This window comes from Rhizobium sp. KNZ2-6A (assembly GCF_056755475.1).
Genome location: NZ_JBNDIC010000015.1, coordinates 54,776 through 71,138, shown reverse-complemented (window position 1 = coordinate 71,138; position 16,363 = coordinate 54,776). Strand labels below are relative to the sequence as shown.

General features: G+C 61.4%; 15 protein-coding genes. 4 read left to right on the top strand and 11 right to left on the bottom strand.

Features of this window, described 5'->3' with window-relative positions; translation table 11 throughout:
• The first annotated feature begins 170 nt into the window (after positions 1-170).
• A complete protein-coding gene (gene leuA, locus ACPYOP_RS12985; RefSeq protein ID WP_481410794.1) occupies positions 171-1,877 on the top strand; it encodes a 2-isopropylmalate synthase in 1,707 nt (568 codons plus the stop codon).
• A gap of 125 nt (positions 1,878-2,002) precedes the next feature.
• Here leuA and ACPYOP_RS12980 read toward each other — a convergent pair whose 3' ends face one another.
• From ACPYOP_RS12980 to ACPYOP_RS12965, 4 genes are all read right to left on the bottom strand, one after another.
• The gene (locus ACPYOP_RS12980) at positions 2,003-3,847 is read right to left on the bottom strand and encodes an ABC transporter ATP-binding protein (RefSeq protein ID WP_481410793.1); all 1,845 of its coding nucleotides are present in this window, start codon (positions 3,845-3,847) and stop codon (positions 2,003-2,005) included.
• A 274-nt stretch (positions 3,848-4,121) separates the two neighbouring features.
• Positions 4,122-4,325: a hypothetical protein gene (locus tag ACPYOP_RS12975; protein ID WP_481410792.1), complete on the bottom strand. Its 204-nt coding sequence runs from the start codon at positions 4,323-4,325 to the stop codon at positions 4,122-4,124.
• Between the two features lie 96 nt (positions 4,326-4,421).
• Entirely contained in the window at positions 4,422-5,264 is an 843-nt protein-coding gene (locus ACPYOP_RS12970; RefSeq protein ID WP_481410791.1) for an anti-sigma factor family protein, read from the bottom strand.
• A 3-nt stretch (positions 5,265-5,267) separates the two neighbouring features.
• Positions 5,268-5,780 carry an RNA polymerase sigma factor gene (locus tag ACPYOP_RS12965; protein WP_481410790.1) on the bottom strand — a complete coding sequence of 171 codons (513 nt, stop codon included), beginning with the start codon at positions 5,778-5,780 and terminating at the stop codon, positions 5,268-5,270.
• Between the two features lie 32 nt (positions 5,781-5,812).
• Here ACPYOP_RS12965 and ACPYOP_RS12960 point away from each other — a divergent pair, with 32 nt between their 5' ends.
• The gene (locus ACPYOP_RS12960; protein WP_481410789.1) at positions 5,813-5,977 is read left to right on the top strand and encodes a hypothetical protein; all 165 of its coding nucleotides are present in this window, start codon (positions 5,813-5,815) and stop codon (positions 5,975-5,977) included.
• 11 nt (positions 5,978-5,988) lie between these two features.
• Here the strand turns inward: ACPYOP_RS12960 and ACPYOP_RS12955 are convergent, their stop codons facing one another.
• A complete protein-coding gene (locus tag ACPYOP_RS12955; protein ID WP_481410788.1) occupies positions 5,989-6,555 on the bottom strand; it encodes a tetratricopeptide repeat protein in 567 nt (188 codons plus the stop codon).
• A 92-nt stretch (positions 6,556-6,647) separates the two neighbouring features.
• Positions 6,648-7,586, bottom strand: a complete 939-nt coding sequence (locus ACPYOP_RS12950) for a metallophosphoesterase family protein (RefSeq protein ID WP_481410787.1) — start codon at positions 7,584-7,586, stop codon at positions 6,648-6,650.
• 50 nt (positions 7,587-7,636) lie between these two features.
• Between ACPYOP_RS12950 and ACPYOP_RS12945 the strand changes: the two genes are divergently transcribed.
• Entirely contained in the window at positions 7,637-8,128 is a 492-nt protein-coding gene (locus ACPYOP_RS12945) for an NUDIX domain-containing protein (RefSeq protein WP_481410786.1), read from the top strand.
• Positions 8,129-8,142: 14 nt separating this feature from the next.
• On the opposite strand, the gene ACPYOP_RS12940 is transcribed toward ACPYOP_RS12945, so the two are convergent.
• On the bottom strand, positions 8,143-9,132 hold the full coding sequence (locus ACPYOP_RS12940; protein ID WP_481410785.1) for a glutathione S-transferase family protein: 990 nt from the start codon (positions 9,130-9,132) through the stop codon (positions 8,143-8,145).
• Between the two features lie 348 nt (positions 9,133-9,480).
• On the opposite strand from ACPYOP_RS12940, the gene ACPYOP_RS12935 reads away from it, so the two are divergent.
• Entirely contained in the window at positions 9,481-10,053 is a 573-nt protein-coding gene (locus ACPYOP_RS12935; RefSeq protein ID WP_481410784.1) for a GNAT family N-acetyltransferase, read from the top strand.
• Positions 10,054-10,093: 40 nt separating this feature from the next.
• Here ACPYOP_RS12935 and ACPYOP_RS12930 read toward each other — a convergent pair whose 3' ends face one another.
• Genes ACPYOP_RS12930 through ACPYOP_RS12915 form a run of 4 tightly spaced genes read right to left on the bottom strand, consistent with a single transcriptional unit; the run spans position 10,094 to position 16,338 of the window.
• Complete coding sequence (locus ACPYOP_RS12930) at positions 10,094-10,516, bottom strand: GNAT family N-acetyltransferase (RefSeq protein WP_481410856.1); 423 nt, start codon at positions 10,514-10,516, stop codon at positions 10,094-10,096.
• A 5-nt stretch (positions 10,517-10,521) separates the two neighbouring features.
• Positions 10,522-12,594, bottom strand: a complete 2,073-nt coding sequence (locus ACPYOP_RS12925; protein ID WP_481410783.1) for a hypothetical protein — start codon at positions 12,592-12,594, stop codon at positions 10,522-10,524.
• Position 12,595: 1 nt separating this feature from the next.
• Positions 12,596-15,421 (bottom strand): DUF4159 domain-containing protein, encoded by a 2,826-nt coding sequence (locus tag ACPYOP_RS12920; RefSeq protein WP_481410782.1) that lies wholly within the window; start codon positions 15,419-15,421, stop codon positions 12,596-12,598.
• Positions 15,418-16,338: a DUF58 domain-containing protein gene (locus ACPYOP_RS12915; protein WP_481410781.1), complete on the bottom strand. Its 921-nt coding sequence runs from the start codon at positions 16,336-16,338 to the stop codon at positions 15,418-15,420. The genes ACPYOP_RS12920 and ACPYOP_RS12915 overlap by 4 nt, the downstream gene beginning before the upstream one ends.
• Positions 16,339-16,363: the final 25 nt, after the last annotated feature.

Here is a 16,363-nt window from a genome sequence, read left to right as displayed (position 1 = left end):
CCGGGTCCTTTGAGGAGCGCCCGGCGGCCGAAAAGCCCGCTGGCCATCGCTCCTCGCGACTTATCCTAAAATCGACAGCTTACCCGCAAAGGGTCCGCATTTATCATCGCCAAGCCGCATCCGATCGGCTAAGACGCGGGATAAATGACGGGAAAGGAAGAGACGAGACCATGGACGCGAACAGCCATTCCCCCAAAGGCATGCCCGAAGCAGCGGCGAAGTACCGCGCCTACCCGCAAATCAATATTCCCGACCGGACTTGGCCATCCAAGGTCATTACCAAGGCGCCGATCTGGTGCTCGGTCGACCTGCGTGACGGCAATCAGGCACTCGTCGATCCGATGGGTCACGACCGCAAGGCGCGCATGTTCCAGCTGCTGCTGGATATGGGCTTCAAGGAAATCGAGATCGGCTTCCCCTCGGCTTCGCAGACCGACTTCGATTTTGCTCGCTGGTGCATCGAGCAGGGCAATGTGCCTGCCGACGTATCGCTGCAGGTTCTCGTCCAGTGCCGTCCGGAATTGATCACCCGCACCTTTGAGGCGCTCGAAGGCGCCAACAAGCCGATCGTGCATTTCTACAATTCCACCAGCGAATTGCAGCGCCGCGTGGTGTTTGCCAAGGACGTACATGGCATCAAGCAGATCGCCGTCGATGCGGCCAAGATGATCACCGACATGGCGGCCAAGGCCGGCGGCGGCTATCGCTTCGAATATTCTCCGGAGAGCTTCACCGGCACCGAACTCGATGTGGCTTTGGAGATCTGTAACGCCGTCATCGATGTCGTCAAGCCGACGCCCGATAACAAGCTGATCATCAACCTGCCGTCCACCGTGGAGATGGCGACGCCGAACATCTATGCCGACCAGATCGAATGGATGTGCCGCAATCTCGATAACCGCGAAAACCTGATCATTTCGCTGCATCCGCACAATGACCGCGGCACGGGCATCGCCGCCGCCGAGCTGGCACTGATGGCGGGCGCCGACCGCGTCGAGGGCACGCTCTTCGGCAATGGCGAGCGCACCGGCAATGTCGACGTCGTGACCATGGCATTGAATATGTTCACGCAAGGTGTCGATCCCGAGCTCGATTGCTCGAACATCGAGCGCATGAAGGAAGTCTTCGAATATTCCAACCAGATGGTGATCGGCGAGCGTCATCCCTATGTCGGTGAGCTGGTCTATACGGCTTTCTCCGGCTCGCATCAGGATGCGATCAATAAGGGCATGAAGGCCGCCAAGGTCGCCAATGATCCGGTCTGGGAAGTGCCTTATCTGCCGATCGACCCGCAGGATGTCGGCCGCACCTATGAGGCGATCATCCGCATCAACTCGCAGTCCGGCAAGGGCGGCATCGCCTATATCATGCAGCAGGATTACGGGCTGAACCTGCCGCGCAATCTCCAGGTGGAATATCGCGAGGAGATCCAGCGCATCACGGACGAAGAAGGCAAGGAATTGCCGTCCAAGCGCATCTATGAGCATTTCATCGAGCGTTACGTGACGCAGCCGGACGCGCGGCTCCGCTTCGTCGACCACCATACCTTCGCCGATCCAGAGCACAGGGGACAGCGCATCGTCGCGGCCGAGATCACCGACAATGGTGAGTTGAAACGCATTGAGGGCAGGGGCAACGGCCCGATCGACGGCTTCATCAATGCGCTCTCGATCTATCTGGGCATCCCGATGTCGGTGGAGGATTATTCCGAGCACTCGCTGCAGCATGGTTCCAATGCTTCGGCGATCTCCTATGTCGAGGTCTCCCATCCGGGCGGCAAGCTCTTCGGCGCCGGCATCAACACCAATATCGTCGCGGCGTCTCTCGAGGCGATCGTCTCGGCGGCGAACCGCGTGCTCGCCATCAAGGCGGCGTAAGGCTGAAACGGTCTCCGCAGTGCTGATATAAAAGCGGCCCCCTCGGTTTTTGAACTGACCCCGGAAGTTGGTGGTCCAACTTTATGGGGTCAGTTCAGTTTTCGAGGGGGCTTTTTTGTTGCGCGTCAATCGGCTTCCGGCTCATCGCCTTCGATGAAGCCGCCGGACTGATGGGACCACAGCGTCGCGTAGATACCGTTCCCGGCGATCAGCTCCGAATGCGTGCCGTCCTCGACGATACGTCCCTGGTCCAGCACGACGATACGGTCCATGCGCGCGATGGTCGACAGGCGATGCGCGATGGCGATCACGGTCTTGTCTTCCATGATGCCGTAAAGCGTATCCTGGATTTCGGCTTCGACCTCCGAATCGAGGGCGGATGTTGCCTCGTCGAGCACCAGGATCGGGGCATCCTTGAGGATGGCGCGGGCGATCGCCACGCGCTGCCTTTGACCGCCGGAGAGCTGGACGCCGCGTTCGCCGGCATGGGCGTCGAAGCCGGTTCTTCCTTCCTGATCCCGCAGGCCCGCGATGAAATCGCGGGCAGCAGCCTTCTCGGCGGCAGCTAGAATCGCATCCTCCGAAAAGCGTGGGTTGCCGTGGGCGATGTTATCGCGGATGGAGCGGTGAAGGAGCGATGCCTCCTGACCGACCACCGCTATCTGCCGGCGCAGGCTGTCCTGCGTCACCCGGCGAATATCCTGTCCGTCGATCTCGATGGTTCCGGCTTCCGCATCGAAGAAGCGCAGAAGCAGGTTGACCAAAGTCGATTTGCCGGTGCCGGAGCGGCCGACGAGGCCGACCTTCTGGCCCGCGGCAATTCGAAGCGAAATGCCATCCAGCCCGCCATCTCTCTTGCCGTAGTGGTGCGTGACCTGCCGGAAGACGATCTCGCCCTTCGTGACGGCAAGCGACTGAGCCTCCGGTGCATCGGTAATCGCACGCGGCTGCGAGACGGTCATCAGGGATTGCCGCATGGCGCCGAGATGCGCAAAGAGCGAGGACACCGCGTCCAGCATCCATTCGGCCATGCCGGTTATGCGGAAGCTCAGCGCAAGCGATGCCGCGATCAACCCGAGCGGCGCGCCACCGGACTGCCACAGCACGACCGCATAGCCGACAAGCGCGACCATGAGGAAGCTTCCGAGGAACAGCATGCTCGAATTGACCAGCACTTCGAGCCTCTGCACCCGAACGAATGTTTCGCGGGTTAGTGCGAAACGATGCCGGGCTTCTTTGTCTTCCGCCTTTGCATCGGCGAAAAGCTTGATGAGGTCGATATTGGCATAGCTATCCACCAGCATGCCCGTCAGCTCGGCATAGGCTCCCTGGTATTGCGCAGAGGCGTTCTGCAGGCGAGGGATGACATAAGCCATCAGGCCGAGATAGCAGAATAGCCAGACGGCCAAGGGCCAGATCAGACGCAGATCGATCGAAGCCATCAGCCAGAGCGAACCGGCAACGTAGATCGTGACAAAGGAGAGCGTGTGCAGGACCGCATAGGCGGCACCCGTTGCCGCCGTGCCGATGTCGCGCACCTGGCTGGCGATACGACCGGAAAAATCCTGGCGAAACCAGCCGACTGATTGCCGAAGGACGTGACGGTGAGCCCGCCAACGGAACAAGGTCTCCGCATTCGGCCGGAATGCGATGTCATCAAGGCTTTCGCGGAGATATCCGGCAAAAGGCCGTCCGATCAGCACAAGGGCGGCCGCAGCGAGCAGGCCCAACCCTTCAGATGCCCAGAAATCCTCCCGCCGGGCCGCGGCGAGATTATCCACCAGCCGGCTGGAATAGCCGATGAGCCAGATTTCGATGACGGCGCCGATGACAGTCAAGCCGAGGCTGAGTGCCATGACTGTGCGAAACGGGCGAAGGTTGGTTAGAAGATAATGCCAGGTCTTGGATGATGGTTGCTGCTCGTCATGATCCTGGAACGGATCGACAAGCTCTTCAAAGCGACGAAACATGAGTGCCCTCCGCGGGCGAAAGATAGCAATCTGATGATTGGGCCGATAAAACAGCCCTTCACGGCACTGCTTTTCAGCGGTGATTTCCTGTGCCGTGATTTTTCATCCGAGTGCTCTCCTCATAGGTCGCTGCAACCTCTATAGCGTGTATCGGCGCCGATGTCAGCAGCAATTGTACCATGACCGCTCGACAGCACGGCGCGGAATACGGCCCGCGCCTAAGCGACGGGCGTCGAAATCGTCCGAGGACGCATGCTTCGATGGTGCATTTTGCTTAAGGTGTGCCCTTGGCAAGCTCTTCGCGTTGCTTCGTCAGACGCTCAAGCTCTTCTTCCTGTTCGGCTATCCGCTCCGACGTCCGTTCTTCGTCGGCTGCGCCGGAGAAGGCGGCGGCCTGCTCGATCAGCTCACGAAGATTCCCCCTTATCACGGCAATGCGCCTGTCGATTTCCGGAATGGTCAGCAGAACATCGGACATGTCGAAACTCCAACAATAATATCGCGCGATTGCCGCAGGATCATTATCCATCGACCGGCCTTCGTCCGCAAGCTGCAAAGAGGGAGGAGGGAGCGGTCAGATCTCCGACGATACCCTGTTGGCGATCTGGTCGAGCATCGCATCCGAGGAAGGGCCGACGACGGCGTAGGTCGCGCCATCGCGATGCCAGGACACGATGCTGATATCGTCCTTGATGGTCTCGTTGAAATCGTTGTCGTTGGCGACGCCGTCGGCCTTGGTGAAACAGACAGCGACGACATCGCCATCGAGATTCTTGTAGATCAGCTGGCCGACGGGCTTGCCGCCGGCGATAAACATCCGCGCGCCCTGGAAAACGAGGCCGTCGGCGGCCAGATCCGGGAAATTGAACTTGACGCCGACCGTGCTGCCCAGCCACTTGCTGATTTCGTCCAGTTCGCTTGCCTGCAGCTCGACCATATGGCGCGGCTGGCGCGAATAGATGCGATGATAGGCGGCTATGTCATCCAGCCAGTTTCGCGTCGCGACCTGGGCCGGGGTGACGGGCGGCGCCTCCGGTGCATTGGCAGGTTGCGTGCCCAAGAGATAACCTATGCCGCCGCCGACTGCGAAGAGGATCAGGGCTGCCGCCAGCGACTGCCTGCCGTTCGGCGCCAATTTCAGGGATGGCCGGGCGAGACGGGGAGAAGGGTCGCGAGTCTTCGGGGGCTGAGCGCTCTTGATGGACCGAACGAGCGCAAGCGGCACCGGCTCTTTCAAAACCTCGTCAAAAGCCTTGCGGCCGACATCGGAACCGTGCCTCAACTCATCGTATATGCGCTGCGCGTTGGGATCGGAAGCGATGAGCTTTTCCAGCTCTTCCTTTTCTTCTCGGCTCGTTTCGCCGTCCATGAAGGCGGATAAACGGACTTCCAGCGGCGTTTTTTTTATGTCCTGCAATGCTTAAAACCTTCGAGGCGAGCGGCTGTGACCCTGAGAAGCAAGGTAAAGACGTGCGCTGGATAGTCGCGACATCACTGCCGATAGCGGAATGCCGAGAATATCGGCCGCCTGCTTGTAGCTGTGTCCTTCGACATCGACCAGCAGGAAGACACTGGCAAGTCCTTCGGGCAAAGATGTGACGAGGCGATGCGCTTCTCCGGCTTCCACCGGATTTAAATGTGTTCCGGATGCGAGGTCGCCCTGTTCCAGGGCATTGCCCTTGCCGGCGGGCCGCAGCTTGTGGCGCCGAGCTTCGTCGACCCATTGATGCCGAGCCATGGTGTAGAGCCAGCTCTCCAGCTTGCCGCCGCTGTTCCACAGATGGAACTTGGCGATACCGCGCTGACAGACGCTCTGGACGAGTTCGTCCGCCTCGGCCAGATCGCCGGTCAGCGTCACCGCGAAGCGGCGAAGCTTCGGAAGAAGGCCGACCAGATCGCGTCTGATATCGAGGGCTGCTACCGGCGTTGGCATGGTCTTTCCAAAGAAGCGTTGGAGGTTGTCACATGGGCGACGTGTTTCCGCAAATAGTGACCTTTCCCTTGGAAAAGGTGATGCGAGCAGAATGTTCGTCCTGTGTTGGTATGAACCATTTTCGTGCCGTTTCGCAAGCCTTCAAAACACTCGCCTTAACTTGTCTTTCTCCGGGCGGCGATCTGCGGGCGCGCTGACCCGCATTGTCTCAATAGCTGACCTGGCCCTTGAGCGATTGCAGCAGCGAGCGGTAAGCCCAGGTATTTTCGCCACCGCGATCGCGGATCTCGACCAGCTGGACGCGCGCGCCCTGAACGTCGCCCTGCTGGAGAAGGGCCTGTCCCATATAGGAGCGCGCAAGGATATAATTCTCGTCGCGTTGCAGCGCCTTGCGATAGTAGCTCATGCCGAGCTCCATGCGGCCTGCCTTGCGATTGGCGTAACCAAGATAGTTGAGAATGCGGGGATCGTCCTGGTTCCTTGCGAGCTTCAGGACGGTGATGGCGTTATCATACTGGCCGGCATAGGCGAATTCGCGTGCCGCCTCAAACAGCTGATCGTCGTTGAAGCCGGTTTGCTTCGGCTTCAAGCACGCCTTCTTGTCCTTGTCCCAAACCTTGCCGTCAGTGCATTGGGTCGTGGTTTTGCTCTTGGGCGGAGGGGCCGTTTCGTCGGTTTCGGAGCCGGCGGCGATGGCCTGCAGGCTCGCGGCAAACAAGAATCCGACAGCGAATGCCACAGTCGAGGAGCTTTTCATCGCGGCCTTGAAACCCATCCTATCCTCCCGGGATTCCGACGGCCCGATTGTAGCTCCCTATCGTAGAAAACGCTACCGAAACGATGCGGATGACAGCGTTAAAACGCCGATTAGATAGCCAGAATATCGATGCCTTCCGGATCGACGCCGCTGCCCTGGTCGTTGAGGCTGTAGCGTTCGGCCTTCAACTCCCAGGCGCCCGGACGACCGGCGATCGTGAAGAGATTGTAGGCGGCGCGCGGCTTCAGGCCGCCGACCCCTTGCGAGGCGGAGGCAATCCCGACGATCGGCACCGGACCCATATGGCCGCGCAGCCAATGCAAGGTGTTGAGATGCGTATGCCCGTGCAGGACCAGCTCCGCGCCGCCGGTCGAGAGAACCGCCGCAAAGCGGCGGATGCCGATCATGCGCTTGTAGAAGCTGGTCGCGCCGCGAATCGGCGGATGGTGGATCATGACGACGCGAAAGAGCCCGGCGTCGCCTGCCGCGCGCAGAATGTTCACCGTCTCACGCGCCTGGCGAGCGGAGTAGAAGCCGCTGGCTGCAAAAGGCGGCGTGGCGACGGCGGTCGAGCAGCCGATCAGCGCGACCTGGTCCCGAATGCGCAGATAGGGAAAAATGCGCTGGTTTTCCTGCCATTCAACAGGGCCGTGGTCGCCCCTGACATAGGGATACCAGGCGCGCATGGATTTTTCATATGCGCCGGGCACATAGGCATCGTGATTGCCGGGAACGACGGACGTATGAAAGGGATCGCCGACCGTCTTCAGCCACGCGGCCGCGGTCTGGATCTCCATGCCGCTCGCGAGATTGACGAGATCACCGGTTACGGCCAGATGATCGGCCTGTTTCGCCTTGATGTCGTCAAGAAGGAGATCGAGCGTACCGCCAAAAAGGTGCTTGCGCCGGTTCCGGTGCCAGTTCACAAATCCGGTAATGCGTTTGGAGGCGAGTTCTCTAATCGAAAGGCGTGGCAGCGGACCAAGGTGAACATCGGAAATATGCGCGAGCTTGAACATGGGATGAGACATAGCCCACTCTATTGTCAAAACAAATACATTCCCGACCTTATTGCAGGTCGGGGCATCGGGTTTCACGCATGAGCGACGAAATTTCGAGGGACGAAAAGCAGGGGTTGGCGGTGCGGTTGTTCGGCCGGGCGCTGCATGTCTATTTCGGCCTGACCCGCAGCATGACCCTTGGCGTGCGCGCCGCCTGCTTCGACCGGGAGGGGAGAGTTTTCCTGGTGCGGCACTCCTATATCGCCGGCTGGCACATGCCCGGCGGCGGTGTCGAGCGCCATGAAACGGTGGAGCAGGCGCTGGCCAAGGAGTTGCGGGAGGAGGGCAATCTGGTGATCTCGGGCCGGCCGCAGCTCTTCCACGTCTATTTCAACAATCGCACCAGCAAACGAGACCACGTCGTTTTCTACCGTGTCGAAGTCACCCAGCCGGCACCGCGCAAGCCGGATCGGGAGATCGTCGAAAGCGGCTTCTTTGCGCTCGATGCGCTGCCGCCCGGAACGACGAAGGCAACCTACCGCAGGCTGAAGGAATTGGAAGGAGCAGAAGCTCCTTCCAATCACTGGTAGCTGCCGGTTTCAAATCAGGCGGCTTTTGCCAATTGCTCGCGGCCATGCGGCCGATCGAAGTCCAGATCGGGGCCGACCGGCACGATGCCTGTCGGATTGATCGTCTTGTGGCTGCGATAATAGTGGTTCTTGATATGCGTCAGGTTCACCGTCTCGGCAACGCCGGCAATCTGATAGAGATCGCGCAGATAGGCCGAGAGGTTGGCATAATCGGCGATGCGGCGGATGTTGCATTTGAAATGGCCGACATAGACCGGGTCGAAGCGGACGAGTGTCGTGAACAGCCGCCAGTCAGCTTCCGTCAACCGGTCTCCGAACAGATAGCGTTTCGTCGAAAGCCGCTGGTCCAGCATGTCGAGGGTTTCGAAGAGGCGGAGCGCGCTTTCCTGGTAGGCTTCCTGGGTCGTCGCAAAGCCGGCCTTGTAGACGCCGTTATTGACGGTGTCGTAGACGCGCTCGTTCAGGGCATCGATATCGGCGCTGAGATCGGCGGGGTAGAAATTCGCCTTGGAGCCGGTCAAGCCATCGAAGGCGCTGTTGAACATGCGAATGATTTCGGCTGATTCGTTGTTGACGATCGTGCCGGTCTGCTTGTCCCAGAGAACGGGAACGGTCACCCGGCCGGAATAATGCGGATCGGCCTTGGTGTAGATTTCCCAAAGCGCCTTTGCGCCGAAGAGATGATCGACGGTTCCACCGTCTTTTCCTTTGAACTCCCAGCCGTTTTCCAGCATCAGCGGATCGACGATCGAGACCGAGATCAGCTCCTCGAGCTTCTTCAGCTTACGGAAGATCAGGGTTCGATGTGCCCAGGGGCAGGCGAGCGACACGTAAAGATGGTAGCGCCCGGCTTCCGCCTTGAACCCGCCGGTGCCGGTCGGCCCGTCGCTGCCATCCGTGGTCACCCAGTTTCGGAACTGCGACGCGGCGCGCTTGAAATGGCCTTTTGTTTCTTCCGTATTGTACCAGACGTCATGCCAGACGCCGTCCACCAACATGCCCATTGCTCGATCCTTTCGGGAAAACTGCTGACAATTAATAGAAGAGATACGGCATGTCAGCCGGATTTCGAGGCGGTAAATGATGAACACTGCGTCGCATGCACGGCTGGGAGGCTTCGGACGCCGGCGTTATGCGTGGGAAGCCAGGATGCCGACGCGATCTCGCATCAATGAGCAACATCATGCATTTTGCATTGGACGCGCCGAATATTTCCTGCTATCCGGCTTTTCACAGTTTAAGGACCCTTGTCATGAAAGTAGCCAGAAGCCTGCGACGACGCCGATGATCTTGAACGCTCGAAGAGCGCTTTCGGGAACAATATCGTCCGTCTATCTGGTTTCACTGGTCTAATGTACAAGCACGATCTGGTCTACCTCACTGAGGATGCGTCGCACGACGCCGTCATCGAAATCATCAACGAAGAAGCGTTCGGCCCCGGCCGGTTTACGCGCGCTGCGGCTCGCATTCGCGAACAGGGGCCGCATGACCGGTCGCTGTCCTTCATCTGTGCCGATGATGGCGAGACGATCGCCTCCGTGCGGATGACGCCGGTGCTGGCCGGATCGGTCAAGGGCCATCTGCTCGGGCCCCTTGCCGTACGCCCCTCCCACAAGAACAAGGGCATCGGCCGCGAACTCGTGCGGATCGCTGTCGAGGCCGCCAAGCGCAAGGGCTCGGAAGCCGTCATCCTCGTCGGCGATCCGCCTTACTATAGCCCGCTCGGCTTCGAGAAGGTCGGCTATAATGCGCTGACTTTCCCTGGCCCCGTCGATCCCAATCGGGTACTGGTCGTGCCTGTCGTAGCCGACGTGCATGCGCGGCTGCAAGGCTCGATCGCATGGCGCGATGATTCCGTTCCGGCCGTTATGACGGACGAAGAGGACGAGGATGACGACATGCAACTGACTGCGATTGCCGTCTAAACCTTTGTTCTAAGAGCGAAAACTATTGCCCCGCCGCTCTTCAGCGGGGCGATAGTTTCTTCTGCAGGAAGAAGCGGCTTCTGCCAGCGGGAAAATCCGGCAATTCACCGAAAATCGCATAGCCCTGCCTTTGGTAGGCTCGCAGCGCCTGCGGATTGAACGTATCGATCCAGGCTCCAAAGCAGCCGCGCGCGCTTGCCTCCGCTTCCGCCGCGTCCAGCAGCTTTCCGGCCATGCCCTGGCTGCGCAGGGTTTCCGGCACGAAAAGCCATGCGGTGAAGAGCCATCCCCAGGCGGTGTAGCCGGAAATCCCGCCAATGGTCTTGCCGGTCTCATCGCGGATCAGAACCGCCAGGGGACGGCGCTCGGAGGGGCCGACATCGGCTGCATTGAAGGCCGTCAATCCCTCGCTGATGGCCGCGAGCTCACTTTCCGTAGGGGTATCGGTCACATCAATTTTCATCACGGTCACCGTCCTTCGCGCCACCATGTGGCGGAGAAGGCAAAGAGCAGGGCGGCAAGGCCGGCAAAGCCCGCAAACAGGGGCAGGGTATTGATGCCCTTCAGCACGGTTTCGTCGGTCATGCGGATGGTCAGGCGTTGATTGTCGGCGACACGCACTGCGCCGCGCACCGGTAGGACCTGCGGCACCGTCACGCTGCCATTGGCGCCGGCGACCCGGGTGACGAGACCCTTGGTCTTCTGCACCAGCGGCTTCAGCGTCTCGGTCGTCGAGATCATTGCCTTGAATTCTGGAGCATCGATAGCGCCGATGTGAACGAGCGTCGACAGCTTGCCGTTGGCGATCTGATAGAGCCCGATCTCATCCATGTGCTTTTCGGCCTGGTAGAGACCCGGCTGCGTCTGCTTCAGCGGCAAGGTTTGTGACTTGCCGGATGGCGATTTGATCGTGGCGGGGCCGGGATCATTGCCGATCGTCTGTCGCGTCACCTGCAGCATGCGCCCGGCGGCATTCGCAGTCAGCGCTTCTTCCTCCAGCGCCGGCTCCTTCAAGAGCCAATGGGCGATGCGGCGATAGAGCGATACGTGCGGGCCGCCGCCTTCGAAGCCGCGCGCCCAGAGCCAGCCTTCGTCGGAGAGCAGCATGGCGACGCGGCCCTGTCCGACGCGATTCAGCACCAGCAACGGACTATTATTCGCGCCGACCATCACGGTCTGCCCCTGCGGCCGTTCGACATCGACGCTCCGGAACCAGCGGCCCCAATGCGGCGGTTCGGTTTCGGAGCCATCCAGGCCGCGTGTCACCGGATGTTTGCGACCCTGATCCGACAGACGCGGATAGAAGGCCTTCTCGATCATCTGGCCTGTCGGCTCGGCCGGCAGCACGGAGGCAAGCGGCGTCAGCGCGATCGAACTGCCGCCGGCATGTTCCGGACCGGCGGCCACGAGCAGAGCGCCACCGTTTTCGACATATTGCGCCATGTAATCATAATAGATCGTCGGCAGGACGTTCTGGCGGTCCTGGTAGCGATCGAAAATGATCAGGTCGAAAGAGGTAATCTTGTCGACGAAAAGCTCGCGCGTCGGGAAGGCGATCAGCGACAATTCGTTGATCGGCGTGCCGTCCTGCTTGTCCGGCGGACGCAGGATGGTGAAGTGCACGAGATCGACCGACGCGTCCGATTTCAGAAGGTTGCGCCAGGCGCGTTCACCGGCATGCGGCTCACCCGAGACGAGCAGAACGCGCATGTTCTGGCGGATACCTTCGATCAGCTGGACGGTGCGGTTGTTGATCGCGGTGACCTCGCCGGGCACCTCGGCGACGGCGAATTCGAGGACATTGTTGCCGGCGCGCGGCACCTTGAAGCTGAAGGGCGTGTCCTGACCGGGCGTTGCCTGCAGCGTGGCGATTTCGTCGCCGTTCATCTTGACCGTGACTGCTGCCGTGATGCCGGGGCTCTTGCCGTCGTCAACGACGCGAAAGACGAGCTGCTGTTCATCGTTGACGATGCCGAAGCGAGGCGCGCGGACGATTTCGATGCGGCGATCGAATTCGTCCGGCTTGCCCGTGATCAGCCCGTGGATGGGCGCATCGAAGCCGAGCTGCTGGTTGACGCCGGGAATATCGTGGATCTGGCCGTCGGTGAGGAAGATGGCGCCGCCGATGCGGGCGGGCGGCACGTCCGCGATCGCCGAGGACAGTGCTGAGAAAAGCCGCGTCGATGGGGATTCTGCTTCCGCCGGATCGCGCACCTCAACGATGCGCGGCTCCATGCGCGGGAATTGCGCCAGCCGATCCTTGAGCATTACCAGCGCGTCATCGGTCATCTTGGAACGTTCCGGCGTCTGCTGGCTGAGACTGCGGTCGACCACGATGGGGACGATGGTCGTCAGCTGCTCGCGGTCTTCCTGCATCAGCACGGGATTGGCGAGCGCGGCCAAGAGGGCAATGCCTGCCAGGGCACGGATCCAGCCGCCACGAAGGCGCCTGTAGATCGCGAGCGCCGCTATGGCAAGCGTCAGCACCGCGAGAGCGGCCAGGATAGGCCAGGGGAGGAATGGGGCGAAACCGATATTCATATTACTGCCCCAAGCGCTGCAAAATGTCCGGAACGTGGACCTGATCGGATTTATAGTTTCCGGTCAGCATGTACATCATGATGTTGACGCCGGTGCGGTAGGCATATTCCCGCTGGGTTTCGTCCGGCGGCACGGTCGGCAGCAGCGGCGAGCCATTCTCGTCGACGGCCCAGGCACCGGCAAGATCATTGCCCGTTATGATGATCGGCGTGACGCCGTCAGAGGTGGCAACCGCATTTGCGTCGCGGCGCATATCCTGCCGCGCTTCCACCCAGAGCGGACTATCGGCATAGCGGCCGGGGAAGCTCGACAGAAGATAGAAGGATTTGGTCAGCACATGCCCGGCAGGCACCGGCTCCAAGGGCGGAATATCGAGATTGGCGAGGATCTGCTGCAGCCGCTGGCCGTTCGGGCTCGGCGTAGAGGTATCGCCCATCGTGTCGATGGCGTCGCGGGTATCGAACAGTACGGTGCCGCCATTGCGCATATAGGCATCGATGCGGTTGATCGCGTCGTTGGAAGGCATCGGTGCGGTCGCTGAAACCGGCCAGTAGATAAGGGGGTAAAAGGCCAATTCGTCCTTGGTCAGGTCCAGCCCGACCGGAGGGCCGGGCTCGAGCGTCGTGCGATAGGTAAGGTAGTCGGAAAGGCCGGCAAGGCCACGCTCCGAGATGTGATCGATTTCCGACTCGCCTGTCACGACATAGGCAAGATGCGTCTTGTCCAACCGCGAAAAAATGGTGTCGTCGCCCGGTTTCGCATCGTCGGCCAATGCAATGGCCGGATGCAGGAAGATGGCAAGCGAGGCCGCCAGCAAAAGCATCGCCGCGCCGCCCGCCATCGTCTTTGCCGATCTGCCGAGGTGCGGGAAGGCGCCGTTCATGAACAATACGATCAGGCTGTCGGCCAGAAGCATGAGGAAGGCGAGCGTGAAAAGGATCGGCTTTGCCGACCAGGCTTCGCCGCCGATAAGGCCTTCGCGTGCGACCGAGCCGATCGCCGAGGCATCCAGCGGTTTCAGTTGCGTGCCGCTCGGCAGGGTATTCAGCGCGACGAAGCCTTCTTCTGAGCCGTAGAGGCCGGGCGGGTTGTCGAAACTTGCGATCGACGCACCCTTGTTGTTCGGCTCCAGCGGGCGGGCGCTGCCGATTTCGCTGGTCAACACGCCCTTGGCGGTCAGAAGCCGGTAGGGCGGCATTGCTTCGCTCCCCTTGGCTGCGGCCCCGTCCGCCGGGGTGACGCCGCTGGCGTGAGACAGCTGCACGATCCGGCGCAGCATTTCGACGAAATCGCCTGATATCGGCAGGTCGGACCATTGCGGTTCGGCGCTGACGTGGAAGAGAACGATGCGGCCGGCCTGCATCTGCTTTTCGGTCACCAGCGGCGTGCCGTCGGCAAGGCTTGCCCAGGTACGTTCGGCCAAATCCGGCGTCGGCTCGGCCAGAACCTGCCGCTTGATGAGCACATCCTTCGGCTTCGGCATGCCGGCGAAGGGGCCGAAGGAGGGGAAATCGGCGAGCGGCTGCGGCTCTGCCCAGGAAAGCGCGCCGCCGAATGTGCGCTCGCCCTGCCTCAGCGTCACGGGTACGAGGGGATCATCGGCGGGTGCCGCGGCAAGGCGCGGGCCGGCAAAGCGGATGAGGGTGCCGCCGTTCTGGATCCACTTCTGCAGCGGTGCGTAGGTTTCCTGCGGCAGGCGGCCGACATCGGCCATGATGATGACCGAGGGATTGCCGGCGAGCAGTTCCGGGATCGATTTGGCGAGATCGGCGCTGTTCGGCTGAGTCAGGTCGGCATAGGGCTGGAGGGCGCGCTGTATATAGTAGAGCGGCGACAGGATCGGCTGGAATTCGTCGGCCGCCTGACCGGAGAGAAGCGCCACGCGCCGGCGCCGGAAACCATCGTCGAGCAGATAGACACTGCCCGCGTTTGCCTGCCGGTCGAGGCTTATGCGGGCGAAATCATTGCGCATCTCGAAGGGAGCGGCAATGGAACCGGTGGCGACGGTCTGGCCGCCGGCGAAGTCGAGCGAACCGGCGGCGATCGGCCGTCCCTGGTTGTCCTGCGCGGTCAGCCCAAGGCGCACCGGGGCGGTGCCATTCAGCCGTGTTGCGGTGACGGTCATGTTGTTGGCGGTGTTGGTCGCGCCGGTGATCGCGATGATGTTTTGGCCATCGCCTTCGATCAGCCGCAGCTCGCTTGGCTGCAGCGCAGCGAGCCGGCTTACGATATCGTCCTTGTCCCTGCTCTCGACGCCATCGGAGATGAAGGCGATCGTGCCGGGCTTGCTGCCGTTGAGTGCAGCCTTCACGGCGTCGGCAGCACGTTCGCGATCCGGCACCAGCGGCCGCGGGTTCATGGCATGCAGCTTGTCGCGGGCCGATGTCGCGGCACCCGGCGTCGCATCGTTGTTCTGCTCGCCGGTGAAGGCGATCGAAACGGGAATGCTCTTGGCATCGGCATCGTCGATCAGCGCGTCGGCCGTTCGGACACGACGCTCCCAATCCGAGACGCTCGCCCAGCTATTGTCGACTATCAGCACCAGCGGGCCGCCGCTCGACAGCGTATTGGTGCGCGGATTGAACATCGGGTTTGCGATGGCGAGGATGACGAGAGCGGCCAGCAGCATGCGGAGCAGCGTCAGCCACCACGGGCTGCGCGCCGGCGTTTCCTCGCGCTTGAGGATGGCTGCCAGAATGCGCAGCGGCGGGAAGACCTCCGTTCGCGGTTGCGGCGGTGTCAGGCGCAGCAGCCACCAGATCGCAGGGAGCAGGATGAGGGCAGCGAGGATGGCTGGCGAGGCGAATGCGAAGGTGAGACCGCTCATGGCTGCCCTCCGGAGGCCACCCTGGCGGGCATGCCGGAAAGATACATGTGCACGGCGACCAACGCTTCCGAGGCCAGCCGGTCGGTACGGTGGTTGACGAAGGTCCAGCCGAGATGGCGCAGCGACTGGCCGAGATTTTCGCGGCGGGCGAGATAGGCGCGTCGATAGTCGTCGCGCAGGTTTTCGGCGCGGCCGGCAATCAGCTTCGAACCCGTCTCCGGATCGCTGAATTCGGTCCGGCCGCTATAGGGAAAGAGTTCTTCGGCCGGATCGGCAACCTCGATCACATGACCGCGCAAGCCCCGGCGCGCCAAGGGCCCGATCCTGCCCATGACGCTGTCGGCATCATCGAGAAAATCGCCGATCAGCACGATATCGCTCCAGCCGCGGATCATCGCCGTCTGCGGCAGGCCGCCTTCGAGAGGCGTGTGCATCAGGGCTGCGGCCAGCCGTTCGGCGGCATTGCGGGTGGAAACCGGCTCCATAATGCCGGGGCAGCCGATGCGTTCGCCGGAGCGGGAAAGAATTTCCGCCAGCGCCAGCATCAGGACGAGCGCGCGGCTCTCCTTGGAGGCGTGGCCATAGGTGGATTTGTACATCATGGACGGCGACAGATCGGCCCAGAGCCAGATCGTGTGCGCGGCTTCCCATTCATGATCACGGATATAGGTATGATCGTCGCGGGCCGAGCGCCGCCAGTCGATGCGTGATAGGCTTTCGCCTTCGGTATAGGGGCGGAATTGCCAGAAATTCTCGCCGATGCCGCGCTTGCGCCGGCCGTGCCAGCCGGCGATGACGGTATTGGCAATGCGCTTGGCTTCGACGAGGCAATCCGGCACGAGAGCGGCGCGACTACGGGCTCGGGAGAGGGCATCGTTGCCTGAGGTCGGTCTGACGATCTGTCCGATGGATGCCACGCGCTATACTCTCCTCGACATCCGG

Coding starts and splice junctions, on each gene's coding strand:
- leuA (WP_481410794.1), top strand. CDS start 171: ATGGACGCGAACAGCCATTCCCCCAAAGGCATGCCCGAAGCAGCGGCG.
- ACPYOP_RS12980 (WP_481410793.1), bottom strand. CDS start 3,847: ATGTTTCGTCGCTTTGAAGAGCTTGTCGATCCGTTCCAGGATCATGAC.
- ACPYOP_RS12975 (WP_481410792.1), bottom strand. CDS start 4,325: ATGTCCGATGTTCTGCTGACCATTCCGGAAATCGACAGGCGCATTGCC.
- ACPYOP_RS12965 (WP_481410790.1), bottom strand. CDS start 5,780: ATGCCAACGCCGGTAGCAGCCCTCGATATCAGACGCGATCTGGTCGGC.
- ACPYOP_RS12960 (WP_481410789.1), top strand. CDS start 5,813: ATGGGCGACGTGTTTCCGCAAATAGTGACCTTTCCCTTGGAAAAGGTG.
- ACPYOP_RS12955 (WP_481410788.1), bottom strand. CDS start 6,555: ATGGGTTTCAAGGCCGCGATGAAAAGCTCCTCGACTGTGGCATTCGCT.
- ACPYOP_RS12945 (WP_481410786.1), top strand. CDS start 7,637: ATGAGCGACGAAATTTCGAGGGACGAAAAGCAGGGGTTGGCGGTGCGG.
- ACPYOP_RS12940 (WP_481410785.1), bottom strand. CDS start 9,132: ATGGGCATGTTGGTGGACGGCGTCTGGCATGACGTCTGGTACAATACG.
- ACPYOP_RS12935 (WP_481410784.1), top strand. CDS start 9,481: ATGTACAAGCACGATCTGGTCTACCTCACTGAGGATGCGTCGCACGAC.
- ACPYOP_RS12930 (WP_481410856.1), bottom strand. CDS start 10,516: ATGAAAATTGATGTGACCGATACCCCTACGGAAAGTGAGCTCGCGGCC.
- ACPYOP_RS12925 (WP_481410783.1), bottom strand. CDS start 12,594: ATGAATATCGGTTTCGCCCCATTCCTCCCCTGGCCTATCCTGGCCGCT.
- ACPYOP_RS12920 (WP_481410782.1), bottom strand. CDS start 15,421: ATGAGCGGTCTCACCTTCGCATTCGCCTCGCCAGCCATCCTCGCTGCC.